The following is a 21,770-nucleotide window of genomic DNA, read 5'->3' on the forward strand; positions in this document are numbered from 1 at the left end:
CTAAACCTTCACCTTCGCCGCGAACTGGCGTCCCGGAGCGGTGCGGGCGTGCGTCCCGTAGATCATCAGGCCCACGAATGTCAGGCCGCCCACCAGGTTGCCGAGCACCGTGGGGATCTCGTTCCAGATCAGGTAGTCCATCAGCGTGAATTCGCCGCCGAGCATCAGGCCCACCGGGAACAGGAACATGTTCACCACCGAGTGCTCAAAGCCCATGTAGAAGAAGAGCATGATCGGCATCCACATGGCGATCACCTTGCCGGATACGCTGTCGGACATCATGGCGCCCACGACGCCGGTTGACACCATCCAGTTGCACAGCACGCCGCGCACGAACAGGGTGAGCATGCCGGCTGCACCGTGGTCCGCATAGCCCACCGTCCGTCCCTCACCGATGTGCCCGATCGCCTGGCCCACCTCGCTCACCGCAGAGGAGAAACCGTAGGTCCAGACAATCGCCATCAGCAGGGCCGTGGTCAGCGCACCGGCGAAGTTGCCGAGGAACACCAGCCCCCAGTTCCGCAGCATGGATTTCCAGGTCACGCCGGGCCGCCTGTCCAGCCAGGCCAGCGGCACCAGGGTGAAGACGCCGGTCAGCAGGTCAAAGCCCATCAGGTACAGCATGCAGAAGCCGATGGGGAACAGCACCGCGCCGAGCAGCGGCGAGCCGGTCTGCGTGCTGACCGTGACGGCGAATGCCGCGGCCAGGGCCAGGATGGCGCCGGCCATGTAGCTGCGGATCAGCGTGTCCCGGGTGGAGAGCATCACCTTGGAGTGTCCGGCGTCGATCATCCGGACCGCGAAGTCCTTGGGAATCACATAGCTCACGGCCGGCCCCTTACCACTGGTACTTCAGGAATTTGCCGTCGATGATCACGCGCACGCGGTCACCGTCCGGATCCTCGCGGCGGGTCAGCTCCACGTTGCAGTTGATGGCACTCATGATGCCGTCGCCGAACTCCTCGTGGATGGCTTCCTTCAATGCCGGGCCGTAGACCGCCAGCAGTTCGTAGAAGCGGTAGATCGTGGGGTCATCCTTCAGCGAATCGCCGGCAATCCGGTACGGCTGCTCCTGCAGCGCGAGCACGGTCTCCTTATCGAGGTCCAGCAGTTCACCGGCCTTTTCCGCCAACTCGGCGGGGACCGGGTGCGAACCCAGCAGTGCGGCGATGGTCCACAGCAGCGGCCGGTCCAGCTTCTCGGCGAGCTCCGCCCAGGAAGAGTCCGACCGGGCGACGGCGGTGCGCACCTTGAGTGTTGCCTGGTCCCGGGTGGTGTTCCAGTTCGTCATTTCTGCCTCCTCGTGAATGGTCTGCAGGCACTTGCCCTGAGGCCAACGTAGAAGCGTCCGGAACCGCCTCGTCAGGCTTTTTGCGCAGCCCGCGGCGCAATTCGCGCAGCGAACCATGGGTTTTACGCAGGCGAAACACCGCCGCAACCTTTGCTGCCGCTGGGCTCCGTACGGTGAAACCGAACTGAAACGCTGCGTCCAGGAGAGGTGAGGGCATGGATCTGCTGGCCGAGATGGTGCGCGAGGCACCCGTTCCGCTGTGGCTTATCGATTCACAGGGGCTGGTGGCCCTGGCCAACCTCGAAGCGATCCGGTTCCTGGGCTACCGCAAAGAGAACGACGTCGTTGGCGGGCCCAGCCACGAACTGCTGCACCGCAGCCGCCCGGACGGAACGCCGTATCCGGAGCACGAATGTCCGATTGTCGCTTCCGCCGGCTCCGCACCCGCCACCGAATGCTTCGTCACCCGGGCCGGGGATGCCCGCCCGGTCCGCTGGTCCACGCGCAGCATTTCAGACGGGCACGCCACCCTGCTGAGCTTCAGCCCCGAGCCGCGCGCGGAGGTACAGATTGTCCGGGAACTGCGGCGCCGCGGGCCGGGACCGCGCACGTCCCCGGCACAGGCCCGCGCCGAACTGCGCGAGTCGCTGTGCCGCACCATCAGCAGCAGGTTCACTGACCCGCAGTTCACGACGGCGGAGCTCGCCGCCTCAGCGCATCTCTCGGTCCGCTCGGTGCAGGCGCTCTTCGCCGAGGCCGGAACCTCTCCGGCGGCCGAAATCCGCCGGGTGCGGCTGGAGCATGCCCGGGCACTGCTCGGGCGGGGCCACGCCGTGCAGGCAGCGTGCCTTGCCTCCGGTTTCCTGGACCCCGGAACGTTTGCCCGGGCGTTCCGCCAGCGGTTCGGCTGCGCGCCCAGCCAGGTGCCGGCGTCGTTGGCTCCGGTCTAGGCCGGGGAGCGCCCCGGTGGGTGTCGCAACATTGCGAACCTGCACCGACCCCTTATTGCTATTGAGACTCATTCTCACATAAGCTCTCGGCATGTTCACTTCGAAATCATCCGTCGCTCTGTCCACAGCTATTGCCGCAGCGCTCCTGCTATCGGCCTGTTCAACTACTCCGCCACCGGGGTCCGCGGCCAGCGAGAACGCCGGTTCCGGATCCGGGGATGGATTTACCGGGGCTGAAGGCCAAACCGAAGTCTCTGCCCTGGCACCACGGGCCGTGCTGACCTACGACGGCGGGGTTCTCACCCTGGACACAGAGTCCGGCGAGGTCCTGGACACCACCGAGCTGGACGGCTTCCTGCGGGTCAACAACGCCGGAGACGGCCGCCACGTCATGGTGAGCGGAGGAAAGGGCTTCAGCCTTTTCGACACCGGCCTGGTGGTTCAGGGACACGGCGACCACAACCACTACTTCGTGAGCGATCCCCGCCTCACTGGGCAGACCATCGAGGCCCCGGAACCGGGCCACGTGGTGATTCACGACGGCAAGACGGCACTGTTCTCCGACGGCACCGGAGCCATAACCGTTGTGGACTCCCATGACATCCACGACGGAGAGATCAGCGACGATGAGATCGAGAAGTTCTCCACCGAGACGGCCCACCACGGAGTGGCCGTGCCCCTGAGCAGCGGAGACCTGCTCCTCACCCAGGGCACCGCCGACGCGCGCAACACCGTGCAGGTGCTCTCCCCGTCAGGAGACCTCGTTGCCGAAACCACGGACTGCCCCGGAGTCCACGGGGAAGCGGCCGCCAAGCCCACGGCCACCGGCGACGTCGTAGCGCTGGGCTGCGAAAACGGTCCAGTCATCTACCGTGACGGAGCGTTCCACAAGGTAGCCGTCGAAGAGGACTACCAGCGCTCCGGCAACCTTTTTGGCCACCATGACTCAACAGTCATCCTCGGGGATTACAAAACCGACCCGGATGCTGAGAAAGAGCGCCCCACCCGCATCGGCCTTTTCGATACCTTGACCGACTCGGTCACCACCGTGGATCTCGGATCCGCGTACTGGTTCCGTTCCCTCGCCCGCGGTGCGGACGGCGAAGCCCTGGTTCTGACCTACGACGGGCAGCTGAACATCCTGGACGCGGACACCGGCGCCGTCATCCACGAGATTGACGTCGTGGAACCCTGGGAAGAACCGGAGGAATGGCAGCAGCCCGGTCCCGTGGTCAAGGTTGGCGCCGACGGCTTCGCCTACGTGACTGATGCCGCGGCGAAAAAACTGCACGTCATCGACGTCGAAGCGGGTGCCGTCCTGGACAGCTTCGACCTGCCCGAGACACCCCTGGAACTTGCCATTGTGACCGGTGACCCGGAGACCGCCGCCCGCGACGAGGAGGACCACGCGGGGCATGACCACGCGGGGCATGACCACGCCGAAAGCTAAGACCGAAAGCCCCACTGCGGGCCGGGCAGCAGGCTGACCATCACCGCGTCCGGCCCAGTTCCCGGCGGCCCCGGACATACCGGGGCCGCCGGGAACACTACCGACCACTGTTAGGAATTCGATGACGTCCCGTCTGCGTCGTTCACTCATCTTGCCTGTCACGTTGTCGGCAATGCTCCTGTCCGGATGCACTGCCGGCAATGGAGCAGCTGCCGAGGGCAGTGCCTCCCTGGAAGCCCTTGCGTCCTTCTATCCGCTGCAGTTCGTGGTGCAGGCGGTTGGAGGGGACGCCGTCGACGTCAGCTCGCTGACACCACCGGGTGCGGAACCCCACAACCTTGAACTTTCCCCGGCGATGGTCAGCGACCTGGCTGCCGCTTCCCTCGTTGTGTATGCCTCCGGGTTCCAGCCGGCAGTCGACGCGGCGGTGCAGCAGACCGCCCCCGAGCACGCACTCGACGTCGCCGGGACAGCCGACCTGCAGGCAAGTGACGGAACCAGCCTCAGCGCCGGATCGGGACACAGCGCTGCTGATCCGCACTTCTGGCTCGATCCCCTCCGCTTGGCGGCCGTGACCGAGCAGGTGCGGGCCACCCTAAGCGACATCGACCCGGAACACGCTTCGGCGTACACCGAAAACGCTGAAGAACTCATCCAGGACCTGGAGCTACTGGACGAGCAGTACACCGCCGGGCTGGCTTCGTGCCAGCGGCGGACGATCGTTGTATCCCACGAAGCGTACGGATACCTGGCCAGCCGCTACGGCCTTGAGCAGGCCGGGATTGCCGGGATTGATCCCGAAGCGGAACCTGCGCCTGCCAGGGTGGCCAAGATCCAGCGGGTGATCGAGGGCAGCGACGTGACGACGATCTTCACCGAGTCTCTCGTGAATCCGAAAGTGGCCGAGACCATCGCAGCAGACCTGGGGATCCGGACCGCCGTCCTGGACCCACTCGAATCCCTCACCGACCCCGGTACCGACTACCTCTCAGTGATGCGCAGCAACCTCTCCGCCCTTCAGGAGGCTCTCGGTTGTGAGTAACCATTCCGCTGAACCCTCCGTTGTCCGTGCTAAGGACGTTCGAGTCGACCTCGGAACAGGGCCGATCCTTCGCGGGATAGACCTGCAGGTACCGCGCGGGCAGGCCCTGGCCCTGCTGGGAGCCAATGGCTCGGGCAAAACCACGCTGGTCAAGGCTCTCATCGGGCTTACACCGCTGGCTTCCGGGAGGGTGGAACTCTTTGGAACGGACGTCAGCGCACGTCGGTCCGTTCCCTGGCCACGCATCGGGTACGTCCCGCAGCGTGTCAGCTCCAGCCCCTCCATGTCTGCAACCGCCGAAGAGGTGGTTGCATCCGGTCTGCTCACCAACCGGCGCCTCCGTCCGGGGCCCGGCAGCCGCAGGCAGGTCCGGGACGCCCTGGCGGAAATGGGACTCGCTGAGCGGGCAAGGGACAGCGTGCACCTTTTCTCGGGCGGACAGCAGCAGCGCGTCCTCATCGCCCGGGCACTCATCCGCCAGCCGGACCTGCTCGTCATCGATGAACCGCTGTCCGGCATCGACCAAGCCTCCAAGACGGCCCTTGCCGCCAGCCTGCAGCGGCGGCACCGCGCCGGAGCCACCATCATCGTGGTCCTGCACGAGCTGGCCGAGCTGCGCCCGCTGGTTGGACGAGCCGTCACCCTTTCTCAGGGACAGGTAGTCCAGGACGGGCCTCCTCCCGTACACCAGCCGGCTGAACCGGGCCATCACCACCCGGATGCGCTGCCGGGAACCGTATTCAACGGGTACCCGGTACACGGACCGGGCGGACGGCGGTGACTGTGGGGACAGAATTCTGGGACACCCTTGGGGCCATGATCGTCAGCCCGCTGATGCAGCGGGCACTGGTCATCGCCGTCCTTGTCGGAACCGCGGCGCCGGGGATTGGAACCTACCTGGTCCAGAGGCGGCTGGCCCTGCTGGGCGACGGCATTGGTCACGTGGCACTTACCGGCGTGGCTATGGGCTGGCTCGCCGGCGCCGCAGCGGGCAGTGCAAACGTGGAGGCGTGGGCGGTTCCGGGGGCGGTCCTGGCCTCGGTGGCCGGGGCACTGCTCATTGAATACGTCCGCAGCAGGGGCACGAGCAGTGCGGACGTAGCCCTTGCCCTGCTTTTCTACGGGGGGATTGCCGGCGGCGTGCTTCTGATCGGCGTCGCCGGCGGGACCTCAGCCAACCTCACGGGGTATCTTTTCGGTTCCATCTCAACGGTTGACGGGCTGGATGTGTGGCTGACCGCCGGGCTTGCCGCTTTGATTCTCGGAGTGGGGCTGGGCCTGCGGCCCGCTCTTTTTGCACTCTGCCATGACGAGGAATTCGCTCGGGCCAGCGGCCTGCCCGTCCGCTTGCTGAACATCCTGGTGGCGGTGACTGCCGCCCTGACGGTGGCCATTTCGATGCGGGTGGTGGGGGTGCTCCTGGTTTCCGCGCTGATGATCGTTCCGGTCGCCGTGGCTCAACTGCTTACCGCCTCATTCCGGCGAACCATGGGGCTGGCGATGGGTCTGGGCGGAACCGTCTGTGTGACCGGGCTTTCCGTCACCTACTTCCATTCCTTTTCGCCGGGGGCGGTCATCACCATGCTGTCCGTTGGCCTCTATGGCCTCCTGGCAGCCATTCGCCCGCTTATCCGAACGGTTCAGTTCCGCGTGCAGCGCGGCGCAACGGCGGAGGCCCAAGTGTGATTGGGTGTCCCGATGGACAACTATGTAACCCAAAGCACCTTCTGGTTCACGCTGGCCGTGATTAACGCGGGCCTGGCCGAACAGAAGAACCGCTCACGCTGGGTCTGGTTCCTCGTTTCCATCCTGCTCGGTCCGGTTGCCACGCTGCTGATAGTCATCTGGCGGGCACCGGAACCGGCGCCGCCGTCCATGACCCACCGCGGCGGCTGGCAGGAGCCTGCTCCCGAGCCGCGGTAGCCCGCCCGGCCCTGCCTGCCGCCCGGCCTACCGCGCCGGAGGCGGAGGCTGCACGGGAGGTGGCTGCACGGGAGGTGGCTGGACCGGCGGCGGGGGCTGTCCGCCGTCGTACCCGGTAGTGCCCGCCGGACCCGTGCCCGGGCTGCCGGCTGCGCGCAGTTCGCGGCGCCACGGACGCTTCTCGTAAAGAGCCAGCAGCTGCGCGCCCAGGCCGAAGAACACCATGGTGAACCAGACCAGGACGTTCAGCCACGGGATCTGCAGCGCCACAATGAGGACCACCCCGCCGACGAGCGCCATGATCACAGGGTGCCGGCGGTCGCGGAAGATCAGCCGGCCAATGTAGTAGGCGCCGAAGACGAACGTGGCGAGCATCAGCGTGAGCCAGACCAGCAGGGCAGTCAGGGCCAGCGGCGCTCCTATGACGGTGAACAACAGCAGGAGCAGCACCAGCGGAACAACAATGAACGCCACGAAGCCCACGAGCAGCGCTTTCCAGGGCCGGGGGATCAGCTGGTCCGTCACCCGGTGCAGCAGCCGGGGGAGGAGCCAGCCCGCTGCGGCGGTGATCAGGCTGAGGGCAACCAGCGCGTAGAGCAGGCCGAGCAGCCATCCTGCGAATTTTTCACCGGCAGTCGGTTCCTCATTGGGCTGGGGAACAATCTGCTCAGTGGTGCCGCTGACCGCGCCGTCGGCAATGTCCGCTTCGTTTGAAGAGTTGTAGGTGACGTTGCCGCCCACTGTCCCGTCGATCGTGAGGTCACCGACGCCCACCGCGACGTCTCTGCCAACCTCGCCGGCGATGTCGATGTCCCCCGCGGCACCCACCAGGTCATCGCCGAAGGAGCCGGTGTCCGTGACGTCGACGGTCGAGGCGAAAATGGTGCCGCTGCGGGACACTTCCCCGCTGATTGTCACATCCTGCCCGGCCAGGCGCACGTTGCCGTCCACGTTTCCGGTGATGTTGATGTTCTGGCCCGCGGCGATGACATCGCCCGTGACATTGCCGGAGATGGTGATCCGCTGGCCGGACGCGTACACGTCCCCGGACACGTCGTCGCTCACATTGACGTTCAGTCCGCTGTAGAACTGGGGACCCGAACCGTCATTGTCCCCGTAGGGTGCAGCCGTCAGTGACTTGGGGGCCGAGGCAAAGGCGCCGGTGCCGGTCAGGAGCAGCAGCAGCAGGGCGGCGAGCACGGCGGGAAGAACCCGCCTCTGGGATGAAGGAGGTCTCATTGCGTTGCCTTTCAGGTATCTGCAGACGAACACAGCGGTTTTGATCCCGGCAGCGGTGGCAGGCATCACGGCACAGAGGCCATGGGCCCATGGTCACGCCGGCGGAGGGCGCTGTAAAGACGGCGCCGCAAATAGTTCCCGGGTCTGTCGCCCGCTGTGGGCTTGGATACCAGGGGGAATGCCCGTGCGCCGGGCTGTGTTAGCGATGGCATGACCCCTCTTCAGGCCACGAATGACCAGTCCTCCACACCTGCCGCCCCGGAGTCACTGCACATAGCCGTGATCGGCGCGGGCAAGGCGGGCACCGCCATCGCCCGTTCGCTGCTTGAATCCGGCTACCGGGTGTCACTCAGTGCTTCCGGGAACCCCGCCCGGCTGGAACTGATGATCGACTTCGTCACCCCCGGCGCCGAACCGAAGTGGACCCACGACGCCGTTGCTGACGCTGACATCGTGGTTCTGGCCCTGCCCCTGCACCGGCTGAAGACCATCGATCCCGCCCTGCTGGCCGGCCGCGTGGTCATAGACACCATGAACTACTGGCCGCCGGTGGACGGCGAGATCCCCGCCTTCGCGGCCGGGGACCGCCCGTCCTCCGAAGTGGTGCAGGAAATGTTCCCCGGTGCCGCCGTCGTGAAGACCTTTAGCCACACCGGCTACCACCACCTGGAACCGGACCGCCGCCCCGCAGGCCATCCGGAACGCCGGGGCCTGGCCGTGGCCGGAGAGGATTCCGCCGCCGTCGCCCTGGTTTCCGCCCTCGTGGACCGCATCGGCTATGACCCGGTTCCGGTGGATTCCCTGGCCGGGACCGCCTTCCTGCAGCCCGGCGGCCCCGCGTTCGGTGCCCGGCTCACTGCAGCGGAACTGCGCGAACTCGCGGGAGCAACCGCGCCCGTGGCCTGAGGTCCGGCTGCGGATACCGGGAATTTCCGTGCGGCTGCCGTTGCTTGCACACACCACAACCACCACTGAAGGGACGTGCTCATGGCGACACTGGGAATCATCGGAAGCGGAAACATTGGATCGGCCGTGGCCCGGCTGGCCGTCGCGGCGGACATGAACGTGGTGGTCGCGAACTCCCGCGGCCCGGAATCCCTGCAGGAGCTGGTGGCGGAGCTGGGCCCGCTGGCCAAGGCTGGAACGGCGGAAGAGGCCGCGAACCTGGGCGACGCCGTCGTGCTTTCCATCCCGCTCAAGGCCGTGAAGGACCTGCCCGAAGGCCTGCTGGCCGGCAAGCTGGTGCTGGATACCAGCAACTACTACCCCTCCCGCGACGGACGCATCGAGGAACTTGTCACCAGCACGGTCACCAGCAGCGAGATGGTGCGGGACCAGCTCGGCACCGCGGAGTACGTGAAGGTCTTCAACAACATCACGGCCGCGCACATCCCCGCGCTCGCCCGGCCTGAAGGCGCCGCGGACCGCTCCGCCCTGCCCATCGCGGGCGACAACGCCGCCGCCAAGGCCGAGGCGGAAGCCATCCTCAACGCAATCGGTTTCGACGCGGTGGACGCCGGGACGCTCGCCGAAAGCTGGCGGTTCGAACCCGAAACCCCGGCCTACGGACGGGTCTACTTCTCCGACCCCACCGTGTCCGACGACCAGCTCATGGACACGCCTCCCGGCCCGACTCCGGCGGACCAGGTCCAGTCAGCGCTCGACGCCGCCACCCGGGTGAACGTGGCAGAGCGCCGGTTCTAGGTCCCGCGCCGGACCTGCAGCGGATGGACGTTCGGGATTACGGCATGTCCGGAAGGTTTCCGGTCTTCAGCGGGAAGTAACCGCCCGGCAGTCCAGAGGGGTCCTGCCGGTCCCTGGGCTCAGGGGGAGTCTGGCTGCCAGCGGCACCCGGTCCTAGCGTTGTGCCCAGACCACAGGACTGAGCCAGGAGAGACCAGTTATGACAACCATCGGCATTCTCGGCGCCGGGCAGGCCGGCAGTACCATCGCCCGCGCTGCCCTCGCCGCCGGCTATGACATCGTCATCGCGAATTCGCAGAACCCCCTGGCGCTGCAGGGACTTGTTCGTTCCCTGGGCCGCGGTGCACGCTCCGCCTGGGCAGCCGAGGCCGCCGCCGCCGGGGACTTCGTGGTCCTGGCCTTTCCATACCGGCCGGATGATCAGCTGCCGGCCGCGGAACTCGCCGGGAAGATCGTGCTGGACACCAACAATTACATGATCTGGCGGGACGGCAACTATCCGGAGATCGATTCCGGACTCAGGACTGTCCACGAGCTGCGCCAGAAACAGCTGCCCGCCTCGAAGATAGCCAAGGCCTTCTCCCACATCCAGCACCACGCCCGTTCCCCCATCCGGGTTCCCAGCGACAACCTGCCGGGTCTGTTCCGCCTGGCCCGTCCCTCCGGTGCGCCGGACCGCAAGGCGCTCAGCGTTTCCAGTAACTACCCGGACGCCGTCGAACTGGTAACCCGCCTCTACGACCAGCTGGGTTTCGACACCGTGGACAACAGCCCGCTGAACGAATCTTGGCGCTCCGCACCCGGATCCCCGGCGTGGAACAACTCCATCGACGGGCAAACCCGCGGTCAGCTCATCCGCAACCTGGAGCGGGCGCCGCAGGAAAGGGCCCGCGGGTAGCTCCGGTCAGGCGGGCTCGGCCAGCTCCAGCAGCCGGGAACGGGCACCGGCCAATTCGGGTTCCGTCAGATACGGAGTGCCAAGGGCCGAAGCCGGGCGGAGCTAGCGGGATGTGATCTTGGCGGCTGCTGGAATATCCGCCCCGGGGCATTGGGTTGTCGCTGGGTGTACGAACGTCGGGACAATCCCTGCCCTGATGCGGTCGAGAGAAAGTACCTGCCCCAGTGAACCTGTTTACCCCGCTGTCCGTCGGCGCCATGGAACTGCCCAACCGGCTGGTGATGGCACCGCTGACCCGCATGCGCGCCGACTTGAACGGCGTCCCCACCGACATCATGGTGGACTACTACCGCCAGCGCGCCTCCCTGGGCCTGATTGTCAGCGAAGGCATCTATCCCTCCTTCACCGGACAGGGCAACACCCGCATGCCAGGCCTGGTCACCGACGAGCACGTCGCCGGCTGGAAGCGCGTCACCGACGCCGTGCATGAAGCCGGCGGCCGGATCGTCGCCCAGCTGATGCACTCCGGCCGGGTGGCCCACGAAAACGTCAACGGCGGCCGCCAGCCCGTGGCTCCCAGTGCCATCACACTCTCCGGCGAAGCGCACACCTATGACGGCAAGCAGCCCTACCCGGTGCCGCACGCGCTGACCGAGGCTGAACTGCCCGGCGTCGCCCAGGAATTCGCGTCCGCCGCGGCGAACGCCATGAAGGCAGGGTTCGACGGCGTTGAGCTGCACGGTGCCAACGGTTACCTGCTGCAGGAATTCCTCTCGCCGGTCTCCAACACCCGCACCGACTCCTACGGCGGTTCCCCGGAAAACCGGGCCCGCTTTGTCCTCGAGGCCTTTCACGCCGTCGTCGAGGCCGTCGGTGCCGAGCACACCGGCATCCGCATCTCGCCGGAACACAACATCCAGGACGTGCTGGAAACCGACCGCGAAGACGTCCTTGCTACCTACACGGCCCTGGTGGACGGCATCGCGCCGCTGAAGCCCGCCTACCTGAGCATCCTGCACAAGGACCCGGCCGATGACCTGGTCCAGGAACTGCGCCGCCGCTTCGCCGGGCCCGTCCTGCTGAACACGGGCTTCGGCGTGGAAACCACCCGCGAGTCCGCGCTCGCCCTGCTGGACGAGGACCTGGCGGACGCCGTCGTCGTCGGCCGTCCCGCGCTCGCCAACCCTGACCTGGCACGCCGCTGGCAGGAAGGTGCCGAGTTGAACGCGCCGGACTACGCCACGTTCTACACGGACGGCGCCGCCGGTTACACCGATTACCCGGAGCTGGCTCCGGTCTCCTAGCCAGCCCGTTCCCAACCGCCGAGAGGCCAGTTACGGCTCATTTGAGGTCCCATACGAGCCGTGACTGGCCTCTCGATGCAACGGATTTTCTCCTCGGGGGAGGGCCGGGGGGTTAGCGGCTGTGGTCGGCCGGATCTGTCTTGAGTTTCTGTGCCAGCCCCGAGAGCAGGATATCCAGCCCCGCGTCCAGCTCCGCCGCGCCGTCGTACTCTGCCAGGACCGGTGCCAGCTCCCGCAGCCGGGGGAAGTCCCGCGGTGGAAGGCGGTAAAGCGCCAGCCGGAGCAGGGGTTCCTCTTCCTCCGGATTCACCACGGTTTCCTGCAGCTCATTGAGGATGTGCCCGTACAGGAATCCGTAGTACGCACGGTAGACGTGCAGTGCATCCGGCGGCGTGAACCCGGTTCGGATCAACAGGGTAAGGATCAGCTCCAGCGGGCGCAGCATTCCCAGCGGCCTCATCCCCAGCGGAGTGGACAGCGGCCGGGTGACCAGCAGCGGCACGGCGTTAGGGTGCTGGAGCGCCAGCCGCCGGACGGCATGAGCTGTCCGGCGCAGCTGCTCCTGCCAGTCCGAAGTATCCGCATCAATCACAAGTTCGTTCAGTACCAGTTCGGTGACGCCGTCCAGCAGTTCCGCGCGGCTGGCTGCGTAGCGGTACAGGGCCATTGGATCGCACTGCAGTTCCTGGCCCAGGCGGCGCATGCTCAGCGCTTCCAGCCCACCAGTGTCCACCAGCCGCAGGGCCGTGATGAGCACCAGGTCCCGGTTCAGCCTCGGCTTGGCGGAGTCGGGTTCGGGTGGCCTTCGCGGCGGCGGCGCCATGGGTCTGTTTCCGTTCCTTCGTAGGGAAATCGCTCGTCAGAACTCTATCCGTAAGGTTGCTTACCGGGCAGTCTACAGCTAGCGTCTACGGTGTAGAACCGATCATGGCTTCCAGTCCCCAGCTACTGTGCTGCCTCACCCGCAACCCGCTCCGCCCGCGCACTCCAAGTCCGCACCAGTCCGCCCCAGGACAACGGCGGCATCCGGACCACCACGTGGTTCCCGGACCCTCCTATCATCACCGCATAATTCTTCAGAGCTGAGCATCATGGATACCACTACGCAGCAGGTTCGCCAGTTCCTCGCCGAATGCACCGTCCGGGACTTGGACGACAGCGATGTACTTCCCGTCGCAGACCTTTACGGCATGTACAGCATTTGGTGTGAACGCAGCGGCGGCACGGCTGTTGCCGCCCCCATCTTCTCCCGCCTGGTCCGGGCAGACGGGATCGGCTCCGGAATTCGCCGCCAGGAAAGCGTGTTCACCGGCGTGGCAGCAACCGGGCCCATCCCGATCCAATACATCCTAGAGACGGACAAGGGGCCGGGCCGCAACAGTGTGCTGGCTTCGGATACGCGCCTGATTCCAGCACCATCTGAGGCGCAGACTTTCCCCATTGACGCCTAGGCGACGGGCACAATGTAGGAGTCGATCTCGCTGATCAGGCCGTCCCGGAACGTGATGACATCGCAGTAGTTGAAGAAGACCGGGCCGATGGTTCGGTGTACCCCGTGGCCCGCGCCGATGATGGCAGTGGTGTTGCCCTCGGTGACCATGCGCTCCATGCTGAGGTCCGGGGAGCCCTCGAAGCCCGGCTCGCCAATCTCGGCGTCGAACTCCGCCTTGCCGCGGGCGGTACGAGACCCGTGAATGCGCCACACAACGTCGTCCGTCAGGCAGGCGAGGATCGCCGGGTGGTCACTGCGGCGGAAGCCATCCAGGTACTTGGTAACCAGTTCCTGCTGCGTGCTCATGACCGGACCTTCCTTCGCATCCGGGGTACCGGATTATCCGAAACCGGGTACCGAATGCTGGCTACGCTAGCCGTTTTTGCCCGCTGCAGGAACAGCCGAGCGCTTCCTGCGGCTTCGGGGACGGGAGGACGCCGGCCACAGTTCGTGCCGCAGTATCGCCAGCGCGGCCAGCGCCAGGCCCAGCGAAACTGCAGCTGAGAGGAACAGGGATTGCCTGGAGCCGACCATGCTGACCAGCGGTCCTCCAAGCGCCAGGCCGAGAGGGAGGGCGGCGGTTAGGCCCGCGGTCCAGAGCGTGAAGACGGGCTGCTGTTCATGGTCTGCCAACTGGCTCTGCAGGACCACAAAGACCAGGGGATTGAACGGGGCGTACACGAATCCCGCGGCGGCGAAGGCGGCGAACGCCGCGGCGCCGGTGCCCGACAGGCCCAGCGCTGCTACGCAAAGCGCCCACCCGGCAATTACCGCCACCAGTACGGGTGCCGGCGGGAAACGGCGAAGATAGTTGACCGCGACGGCCCCCGCGAGAGCGCCGAACCCGTAGCAGGCCCAGATTGTTCCGAGTGCCGTTGACGGCTGGTCCAGGTCATGGAGCATCAGCAGGGGCATCGCAATCTCGACCGGCGCGTAGAACAGGTCGTACAGGAAAAGCACGGCAAAGAGCCGCAGGATCCTGGGTTTGCTTCGGAGGATCGACCAGCCTGAGACGGCTGCCGGCGGGTCCGCCGGACGGGGGCCGGGTTGCGCGCTCGAATGCCGGACGACCAGCACCGCGGCGAGCAAGGCGACGTAGGTGCCGGCGTTTGCGAGCAGCGCCGGGGCCGCCGATCCCGAGAGGAGGAGCAGGCCGCCGCAGGCGGGGCCAAAGACGAACATTCCAGCGCCCAGGGACAGGCCGATCATCCCGTTGACAGCGTAGGATCCCTGCGGACCGGCGAGACCCAGGGCGAAAAGACGGCGGGCACCCGCCCCCAGCGAGCGAAGCACGGACCCGGCGCTGAGCAGTGCCAGCAGCCAGCCGAACGTCAGTGTTCCGCCCAGCGCCAGCCCCGCAGCCAGACCGTAGAAAAGGATGCGCAGGGCGGAGTCGGCAGCAACAGTGACTGCCGGATCGAAACGCTTCGTTCCCAGTCCGAAGAACAGACTGACTATCAGCGGGGCGGCGAGCGGCACTGCGTACACGAGGGACAGCCTGACCGCCGGCGGCACTTCAGACGGCAGACCCAGAACGAGGACAGGCAGCGCTACGAGCGTCATGCCGTCACCGATCCGGGACACGAGGTCACCGGAGAGGAAGGCGGCCAGGCGCTTGTTCTTCAGCGCCTCCAGGTAGGAGAAGGAAAGGGTACGGGACATGACGGTGACCGTATGTGCTCAAGTTCACTTGAGCGCAAGCGGAACCCGCGTAGCCTGTTGCTGTGACCCAGCCCAAACCCGAAGCCCTGCTGCCCATCTCCGTGGTGTCGGCACGTTCCGGCCTGGCGGTCAGCGCCATCCGCTATTACGAAGAACGCGGACTGGTAAACAGCCCTCGGCGGGTGGCCGGGCGCCGGGTCTACCACCGCACGGTCCTTCGCCGCCTGGCATTCATTGCCGCCGCACAGAAAATCGGTCTCACCATCGCGGAAATCCAGGCCGCCATGGCGGAGCTGCCGATCGACCGGGCGCCGTCCCCCAAAGAATGGGCACGGTTGAGCCAGCCGTGGAAAGAGCGGATCGACCAGCGGATCGCGGAGCTGGAGGGCCTCCGGATGTCCCTGGAAGACTGCATCGGCTGCGGCTGTCTCTCGATGACTGCCTGCGGCATCCTTAACCCGCAGGACCAGGCGGCGGAGGAGGGCTCGGGTGCCCGCTGGTCGGGCCGCCGGAAGAGCCCGGAGGCCTAGGAGGCCGGCCTCGACATCGCCGCCACCAGCCGGGCCAGCGGCTCCGGAACGTTCGCTGGGTCCAGGGCGCCCACCAGCAGCGGTGCGTAGCGGATCTTATTGCCGGAGCGGCCGGCCAGGAAGCGGTGCAGCTGCTCCTCCAGGGCCAGTTCGCGGAGCGAAGGCTGGCGCTGCAGGAGCCGGAAGGACGCCAGTTCGCCCTCAGCCGCAATGATGTCCACAACGACGCCGGGGCCGAGCGCCCGGATCAGTTCGTCTTCCAGGTCCAACCGGCAGACCTGGAATCCCCGCCCGGGGAGGTCTCCGGATCCTATGCCCGCACGGTCCAATGCCCGCCGGACGTACCAGGCCTCCGCTTCGTCGCAGAGTCCGAGCAGCCGGTGGCCGGCGCCGTCGGGCCCGTACCGGGACAGGAACCGGGCGACGTTGGTGACACCGCCCATCGGCACCACAGCGACGTTTCCCGCCGCAAGGTCGAGCCCGGAGCGGCCGGCCAGCACCTGGAGTGCCAGCCGGTCGCTCTCGCCTTCGACCAGTACCGTCGTCGAGTGCATGCCTCCAGTATGGCTGCCCTAGCGGGAGGCATCGGTGAGGACGAGCGCAAAGGACAGCGGCTCATCCACGGACTCGACGGTGACATCAAACGCGGCACCCCGCGGGAAGTTATCAAAGAGCGTACGGGTGGGACTCTCCGTGGTCCCGCAGGGCACCGTGCGGGCCTCCTGGCCGGTCACCTGCAGCCGCAGTTCACCCTGGGGTTCCTCCTCGGAGCCGCAGGCCAGATACGCGGCGACCGTCGGTCCTTCGGCGGTGAAGGTGGCTGTCACACCGGTGGAGGAAAACCCCTCCATGGAACCCAGACCGGTCTCCGGGGCCGGGTGGACGGGCAGGCCGTCCTCAACTGTAAGGACCTCCTCCGTCGCGGTGGCCTGGGAACAGCCGCTCAGCAGCAGGGCCGCGGCGCTTGCGGCGGCGAGGAATTTCAAGCGCATGGTGCCTCCCGGGTTCTGGCAGTCCAGCTGCAAGGCGAAAACGGCGGCTGGTCCACGGTGACCTGATGAATCGACAGCGTACAGTACGCATTCTTGCGGACTGTGAGGGCTTACCAGCCCTCGGCCAGCACCCGGTCCAGCATGGCCAGGAAGAACCGAGCACTCTCCTCTGTAAAGCACAGCGGCGGCTTGACCTTGAGGATGTTCTGCCGGTCGCCCGTAGGCAGCACGATCACGCCCAGCTCCAGCATGCGCTCGCAGATGGCCCGGGTCTCCTCCGGAGCCGGTTCCAGTGTTTGCCGGTCCCGGACAAACTCCACCCCCTGGTACAGGCCCATGCCGTGCACCGCACCGATCAGCGCATGCCGGTCCATCAGTTCCCGGAACCCCTGGGACAGCAGCTGCCCCACGGCGTCGGCGTTTTCCTGCAGCTGTTCCTTCTCGATCACGTCCAGCACGGTGACGCCGATCCGGCTGCTGAGTGTGCTGCCGCCGCCGGAGGAGAAGAAGGAGCCCTCCCCGGCCAGCGCCGCAGCAATCTCCTTCCGGGTGATCACCGCACCGAGGGGGTGCCCGTTGCCCATCGCTTTGGCCATGGTGATGATGTCCGGCACCACGCCGTGTTCCTCGAAGCCCCAGAAGTGCCTGCCGAGACGTCCGTAACCCATCTGCACCTCGTCGCAGATATTCACCCCGCCCTGCCCGCGGACCGCGGCGTACACCTGCTCCAGGTAACCCGGCGGCGTGCCGATTGCTCCCGCGTTGCCGTTGCGCGGCTCGGCGATGAACGTGCCCACCGGAGTGCCGGCGTCGTGCAGGCGCTGCAGCTGGCGCACGACGTCGGCGGCGTAGGCAGCGCCCGCACCCTCACCGCGGTGCTGGCCGCGGTAGGCGTTCGGAGCGTCGGCGATGTGGACCCAGTCCGGCCGGGTTTCCAGCGCCCGCGGGTTGTCCGAGACAGAGGTGGAAACCGCATCGGCTCCCAGCGACCAGCCGTGATAGGACTCGTGCACGCACAAAACGTCTTCCCGGCCGGTGAACGCCTTGGCCAGCCGCAGCGCCAGTTCCACGGCCTCGGAGCCGCTGTTGACCAGCAGCACGGTATCGAAAGAGTCTGGAACCTTGGCCAGCAGCCGTTCGGACAGTTCGGCCACGGAGGCGTAGTGGAACCGCGAGTTCGTGTTCAGCCGCCGCCATTGCCGTGCGGCGGTCTCCGCGACCACCGGGTGCCCGTGCCCCAGCGAGGTCACGTTGTTCACCATGTCCAGGTAATGCCGCCCGGAGGTGCTGATCAGGTGTTCCTTCCAGCCGCGCTCGATCCGCGGCGGGGCCTCATAGTAATGCGACTGCAGGGCATCATAGGCATTCGTCCGGCGCTCCAGCAGGGCTTCGTCCGCTGCAGGTGTGGCCGGTGGGAGGCCAAACAGGGCTGAGGGATCCAGGAAACCCGCAGCGTAGCCGGGGAACTCAGACGCCTTCACAAACCGGGGCGGTGTTTCTGCGGCGGAATAGGCACCCGGCAGCTGCACCCACACGGTCAGCTGGTTCGCTGTTCCGAGCCGGGCCCCGGCGTCCACCGGTCCGGGACCCGCCTCCAGCTGAACACCGGAAAGCACGACGACGGCCTCCGCGCCTTCTAACCGGACGGTTCCGTCCGGTGCGGCGGAGAGGGTTCCTGCGAAGGGGGTGTGCACCGCCGCCGGCACAGGGGCCCGGAGTTCGACTGCGATGGCTGTGTTCGCCGGTTCCTCGGCACTGTTCACGGCGGCGCGGGTGAGGCGGGCTTCCCCGAACCGGGTTAGCACCGCGCCCGCGGCTTCGGCGAAGATGCGTTCTTCTTCGGCTGCGCCGTCCAGCCAGGATCCGTTGCTGAACTCCTCGCTGTCCCAGCTGAAGTCCACCGGAGCCGGGACCGGCAGGCCGGGCACCAGCGGCAGCCAGGCTGACGTGTCGGGAGGGGACGGCAGCTCCATCCCGAGCGCTCCCCGGATGGAGGCCTCGGCGGCGTTCCAGTCGTAGCGGGCTGGGACCTCGAACATGGCCCATTCACGGTCCAGCGCGTCGGAGGCGTAGTCATTGCCGGCGTCGATGGTGACCTGGTGTTCGCCGCTGACCGCCAGCACCGCCCCGCGCAGCACGATCAGCGGCCACAGTGCCCGCACCTCGGCGTCGGACAGTGGTGCCCGTGCATGGAAGGCCCGGATCATGGGGAGCACGGTGAGCGGATTGACCGGATCGTGGTGGAAGAGTGCGGAGCAGCCGACGGCCAGTTCGGCTACCCGCCAGCTGTACATCGCGTCGCTGAAATCGATGATTCCGGTCAGCTCCACGCTGCCGCGCGGGCCTGAAGCGCAGACGATGTTGTCATCCGTGAGGTCACCGTGCACGGCCTGGACCGGAAGCTGGTCCTTCAGCGGGGCCAGCGTGCTGCTGATTCGCTCCAGCGTCCGGAGCAGCAGGTCCTGTTTCCATTCGGCGCGGACAAAGGGAACCAGTGCAGCGACAACTTCCTCGCCGTGCCGCAGGTCCCACTGCAGGGACCGGTCCAGCCCGGGGTGCTCCAGCCCGGCCAGCGCCGTGCTGGCCCGGCCCAGCCAGTCGCCAAGAGCGGACCGCAGGGCCGGTCCCAGGTGCGGCCGGTCTATGACGGGGGCTCCCTCCACGTAGCTCAGCAGGCGCAGGCAGTGCTTCTGCCCGCCCATCACAGTGCTTTCCACCGGTTCGCCGTTGACGGACAGCTGCGGCAGCGGGGCGGCGAATCCGGCGGCGGCCAGGCATTCCATGGCAGCGTTCTGCGCTTCGATCTCCGGGCGGGTGAAGGCCGGGTTGCTGATCTTCAGGAGCTGCCGGACGCCGTCTGCGGCAGTCAGCCGAAAGTTTCGGTCCTGCTGGCTGCCCAGTTCTTTTACCTGGGCTGTCCCGACGCCGTAGAACTCCGCGGCCAGGCGGACGGCGTCGTCGGCGGAAACAGCGGGACGGGGCAGGCCTTCAGGCGCAATCAGTGCAGACATGTTCAGTTCCCGGGTCCATGGCGGTGTTCAAGCGATGATCCGCCATCGTATTCGCGCGCTGATCAGGCCTTCAACGAATCCGGGGATTATGACGCAGGAACGGGCATCCGGGGCCTGGATTGCCCGCCGGCTTCCCACGCGCCGTGACGCGTGGTAGCTGATGGGACCTCATCCGTCCCGTCAGTTACAGGGAGTGGGAAGGAGGGTCGAGACGGGCAGGGCTTCCCACGCGCCGTGACGCGTGGTGGCTGATGTGACCTCATCCGTCCCGCGGGTCACAGAGCGTGGGAAGGACGGTCGCAGCAAACCCGGTTACACGGACCCCGCAACCGGAGCCGACTTCACGGCGGCGGGTGTGCCCGCGCGGCGGAACAGGGTCTTGCCGTGCAGGGCACGCAGTGCGTTGAGAATGGTGGCCAGGTCCACGAGTTCCTGGGTGAGCGCGCCGGCTACGGCCGGAATGTACCCGAAAGCAGCCACCAGCATCAGTACCACGCTCAGCGCGATGCCCAGCCAGATGCTGCCCAGCGCCACCTTCATGGTCCGCTGGCTGATGTCCATGGCGGTGGCGACCTTGGAGATGTCATCCGCGACGATCACGGCGTCAGCAGACTCGCTTGCCGCCGTCGATCCGCGGGCGCCCATGGCTATTCCGACGTCGGCGGCTGCCAGCACGGGCGCGTCGTTGACGCCGTCGCCCACCATGATCACCGGACGCAGCGGCAGCTCCGCCACGGCCTTCACCTTGTCCTCCGGGAGCAGCTCGGCCCGTACCGAGGAGATGCCCACCGTGCGGGCCATGCTCTCGGCGGTGGCCTGGCCGTCGCCGGTGAGCATCACGGTTTCGCGGATGCCCAACCCACGCAGCCGTTCCAGGGTGGCCGCAGCGTTTTCCCGGGCCGTGTCGCTGAGGATCAGCGTGCCTGCGAAGCGCCCGTCCACACTCAGGTACACCACCATCTGGCCGGGCGCCAGGTCCACGGCCTGCGTTGAACCGTCCACTTCCTCGATGAACCGGCGTTTTCCAACGCGCACGGTCCGCCCGCCGATGAATGCTTCGACGCCGTTGGTCGCCACCTCCTGGGCGGTCTCCGCAGGCTGGACCGGAAGGCCGCGCTCCTCGGCGGCAGCCAGCACGGAGGCTGCGAGCACATGGGAGGAATACTGCTCGGCCGACGCCGCCAGTCCCAGCAGCTCGTCGCCCGTGAAGCCGTTGACCGGGTTCACCGAGACCAGCTCCGGACGGCCGTAGGTGAGGGTGCCGGTCTTGTCGAACGCGGCGCTCTTCGCGGCGGAGAGCTGCTCCAGCACCGCGCCGCCCTTGACGATGATGCCGTGCCGGGCGGAGCGGCTCATACCGCCCATAAACGCCACGGGGGCAGCGATCAGCAGCGGGCACGGGGTGGCCAGCACCAGCACTTCGGCGAACCGCACCGGATCCCCGGACACCGCCCAGGCAATGCCGGCGATGAGCAGGGAAACGATCGTGAAGGGAACTGCGAAGCGGTCTGCCAGGCGCACCACGGGAGCCTTGGACTCCGAGGCTTCCTGCACCAGGGCGACGATGCGCTGGTACTGGCTGTCCGCCGTCGTCGCCGTGGCCCGGATGCGTACCGCGTGGGTGCCGTTGACCGAACCGCTCATCACCGAGTCTCCGGCTGCCCGGGAGACCGGAATCGCCTCACCGGTCAGGGAAGATTCGTCGATCGCCGCGGCGGGGGAGAGCAGCACGCCGTCGACGGGCACCACTTCGGAGGGCTTGATCAGCAGGATGTCGCCCACCGTCACCTCGGTGGCCGGAATGTCCTCGGCCAGTTCGGCAGCCGGTTTACCGGAGGCCGGGTTCCCGCCCGTGTCGGCGCCGGACGGCAGCCGGTGCGCGATCTGCGGGGCACGGTCCAGCAGGGCATCGAGTTCCCCCTTGGCCCGGCCGGCGGCGTAGTCCTCCAGCGCCTCGCCGCCGGAGAGCATCAGCACGATGATCAGGGACGCGATGTATTCACCCACCGCGACGGTGGCGAGCATGGCGATGACCGCAAGGATGTCCAGGCCGTAATGCCCGCGCCGAATGTCCTGCACCATGCCGTAGCCGGTGATGCCCACGATCCCCAGGGTGTACAGGCTGGCGATCCACTGCGCAGGGCCGGACGCCCCGGTTCCCCACAGGATGAGGACGACGCCGAGCACCACCACGGTTGCCGCGACAACCGGATAGTTCCGAACCGCCGTTTTGACGCGCGCGGCTGCCGTGTTCGTAGACGCATGATGATGGGCCATGCTTT

22 protein-coding genes are annotated in these 21,770 nt (G+C 67.0%); 12 read left to right on the plus strand and 10 right to left on the minus strand.

What is annotated here, in order from left to right:
• A complete protein-coding gene (locus ACSLGO_RS10935; RefSeq protein ID WP_091601174.1) occupies window positions 1-828 on the minus strand; it encodes a formate/nitrite transporter family protein in 828 nt (275 codons plus the stop codon).
• A 10-nt stretch (window positions 829-838) separates the two neighbouring features.
• Window positions 839-1,291, minus strand: coding sequence for a cyanase (cynS, locus tag ACSLGO_RS10940; protein ID WP_263127802.1), 453 nt, complete (start codon window positions 1,289-1,291; stop codon window positions 839-841).
• 215 nt (window positions 1,292-1,506) lie between these two features.
• Between cynS and ACSLGO_RS10945 the strand changes: the two genes are divergently transcribed.
• From ACSLGO_RS10945 to ACSLGO_RS10970, 6 genes are all read left to right on the plus strand, one after another.
• Window positions 1,507-2,241, plus strand: coding sequence for a helix-turn-helix domain-containing protein (locus tag ACSLGO_RS10945; protein ID WP_436401105.1), 735 nt, complete (start codon window positions 1,507-1,509; stop codon window positions 2,239-2,241).
• Between the two features lie 91 nt (window positions 2,242-2,332).
• A complete protein-coding gene (locus tag ACSLGO_RS10950; protein WP_436401106.1) occupies window positions 2,333-3,691 on the plus strand; it encodes a hypothetical protein in 1,359 nt (452 codons plus the stop codon).
• Between the two features lie 172 nt (window positions 3,692-3,863).
• Complete coding sequence (locus tag ACSLGO_RS10955; RefSeq protein ID WP_436401107.1) at window positions 3,864-4,733, plus strand: metal ABC transporter substrate-binding protein; 870 nt, start codon at window positions 3,864-3,866, stop codon at window positions 4,731-4,733.
• Window positions 4,726-5,514, plus strand: coding sequence for a metal ABC transporter ATP-binding protein (locus tag ACSLGO_RS10960; protein ID WP_436401108.1), 789 nt, complete (start codon window positions 4,726-4,728; stop codon window positions 5,512-5,514). The genes ACSLGO_RS10955 and ACSLGO_RS10960 overlap by 8 nt, the downstream gene beginning before the upstream one ends.
• Window positions 5,515-5,549: 35 nt before the next feature.
• Window positions 5,550-6,419 (plus strand): metal ABC transporter permease, encoded by an 870-nt coding sequence (locus tag ACSLGO_RS10965; protein WP_436401162.1) that lies wholly within the window; start codon window positions 5,550-5,552, stop codon window positions 6,417-6,419.
• Window positions 6,420-6,431: 12 nt separating this feature from the next.
• Entirely contained in the window at window positions 6,432-6,656 is a 225-nt protein-coding gene (locus ACSLGO_RS10970; protein ID WP_152273979.1) for a hypothetical protein, read from the plus strand.
• A gap of 27 nt (window positions 6,657-6,683) precedes the next feature.
• On the opposite strand, the gene ACSLGO_RS10975 is transcribed toward ACSLGO_RS10970, so the two are convergent.
• Window positions 6,684-7,895 carry a hypothetical protein gene (locus ACSLGO_RS10975; protein ID WP_436401109.1) on the minus strand — a complete coding sequence of 404 codons (1,212 nt, stop codon included), beginning with the start codon at window positions 7,893-7,895 and terminating at the stop codon, window positions 6,684-6,686.
• Window positions 7,896-8,105: 210 nt separating this feature from the next.
• Here ACSLGO_RS10975 and ACSLGO_RS10980 point away from each other — a divergent pair, with 210 nt between their 5' ends.
• From ACSLGO_RS10980 to ACSLGO_RS10995, 4 genes are all read left to right on the plus strand, one after another.
• Window positions 8,106-8,801, plus strand: coding sequence for an NADPH-dependent F420 reductase (locus ACSLGO_RS10980; RefSeq protein ID WP_263127794.1), 696 nt, complete (start codon window positions 8,106-8,108; stop codon window positions 8,799-8,801).
• A gap of 81 nt (window positions 8,802-8,882) precedes the next feature.
• Window positions 8,883-9,599, plus strand: a complete 717-nt coding sequence (locus ACSLGO_RS10985; protein WP_436401110.1) for an NADPH-dependent F420 reductase — start codon at window positions 8,883-8,885, stop codon at window positions 9,597-9,599.
• Window positions 9,600-9,798: 199 nt separating this feature from the next.
• The gene (locus ACSLGO_RS10990; protein WP_325786328.1) at window positions 9,799-10,497 is read left to right on the plus strand and encodes an NADPH-dependent F420 reductase; all 699 of its coding nucleotides are present in this window, start codon (window positions 9,799-9,801) and stop codon (window positions 10,495-10,497) included.
• A 224-nt stretch (window positions 10,498-10,721) separates the two neighbouring features.
• Window positions 10,722-11,801 carry an alkene reductase gene (locus tag ACSLGO_RS10995; protein WP_325786329.1) on the plus strand — a complete coding sequence of 360 codons (1,080 nt, stop codon included), beginning with the start codon at window positions 10,722-10,724 and terminating at the stop codon, window positions 11,799-11,801.
• A 112-nt stretch (window positions 11,802-11,913) separates the two neighbouring features.
• Here the strand turns inward: ACSLGO_RS10995 and ACSLGO_RS11000 are convergent, their stop codons facing one another.
• Entirely contained in the window at window positions 11,914-12,624 is a 711-nt protein-coding gene (locus tag ACSLGO_RS11000; protein ID WP_325786330.1) for a TetR/AcrR family transcriptional regulator C-terminal domain-containing protein, read from the minus strand.
• 268 nt (window positions 12,625-12,892) lie between these two features.
• On the opposite strand from ACSLGO_RS11000, the gene ACSLGO_RS11005 reads away from it, so the two are divergent.
• Window positions 12,893-13,252 (plus strand): primase-like DNA-binding domain-containing protein, encoded by a 360-nt coding sequence (locus ACSLGO_RS11005; protein WP_325786331.1) that lies wholly within the window; start codon window positions 12,893-12,895, stop codon window positions 13,250-13,252.
• Here ACSLGO_RS11005 and ACSLGO_RS11010 read toward each other — a convergent pair.
• Window positions 13,249-13,599, minus strand: a complete 351-nt coding sequence (locus tag ACSLGO_RS11010; RefSeq protein WP_263127789.1) for a nuclear transport factor 2 family protein — start codon at window positions 13,597-13,599, stop codon at window positions 13,249-13,251. The two genes, ACSLGO_RS11005 and ACSLGO_RS11010, sit on opposite strands and share 4 nt — an antisense overlap.
• 66 nt (window positions 13,600-13,665) lie before the next feature.
• The gene (locus ACSLGO_RS11015; protein WP_325786332.1) at window positions 13,666-14,955 is read right to left on the minus strand and encodes an MFS transporter; all 1,290 of its coding nucleotides are present in this window, start codon (window positions 14,953-14,955) and stop codon (window positions 13,666-13,668) included.
• A 62-nt stretch (window positions 14,956-15,017) separates the two neighbouring features.
• Here ACSLGO_RS11015 and soxR point away from each other — a divergent pair, with 62 nt between their 5' ends.
• Complete coding sequence (gene soxR, locus ACSLGO_RS11020) at window positions 15,018-15,485, plus strand: redox-sensitive transcriptional activator SoxR (RefSeq protein WP_091601203.1); 468 nt, start codon at window positions 15,018-15,020, stop codon at window positions 15,483-15,485.
• Here soxR and ACSLGO_RS11025 read toward each other — a convergent pair.
• The 4 genes from ACSLGO_RS11025 to ACSLGO_RS11040 form a co-directional block, all read right to left on the minus strand.
• Window positions 15,482-16,039, minus strand: a complete 558-nt coding sequence (locus ACSLGO_RS11025; RefSeq protein WP_325786333.1) for a TOPRIM nucleotidyl transferase/hydrolase domain-containing protein — start codon at window positions 16,037-16,039, stop codon at window positions 15,482-15,484. The genes soxR and ACSLGO_RS11025 overlap by 4 nt on opposite strands.
• Before the next feature lie 18 nt (window positions 16,040-16,057).
• A complete protein-coding gene (locus ACSLGO_RS11030) occupies window positions 16,058-16,477 on the minus strand; it encodes a hypothetical protein (RefSeq protein WP_263127787.1) in 420 nt (139 codons plus the stop codon).
• A gap of 110 nt (window positions 16,478-16,587) precedes the next feature.
• The gene (locus ACSLGO_RS11035) at window positions 16,588-19,488 is read right to left on the minus strand and encodes an aminotransferase (protein WP_436401111.1); all 2,901 of its coding nucleotides are present in this window, start codon (window positions 19,486-19,488) and stop codon (window positions 16,588-16,590) included.
• A 312-nt stretch (window positions 19,489-19,800) separates the two neighbouring features.
• Window positions 19,801-21,765 carry a heavy metal translocating P-type ATPase gene (locus ACSLGO_RS11040; protein ID WP_436401112.1) on the minus strand — a complete coding sequence of 655 codons (1,965 nt, stop codon included), beginning with the start codon at window positions 21,763-21,765 and terminating at the stop codon, window positions 19,801-19,803.
• Window positions 21,766-21,770 lie beyond the last annotated feature (5 nt).

Origin of the sequence: Arthrobacter sp. IK3 (assembly GCF_051337705.1) — a bacterium.
In the GTDB taxonomy this organism is placed as follows: Bacteria; Actinomycetota; Actinomycetes; order Actinomycetales; family Micrococcaceae; genus Arthrobacter_B; species Arthrobacter_B koreensis.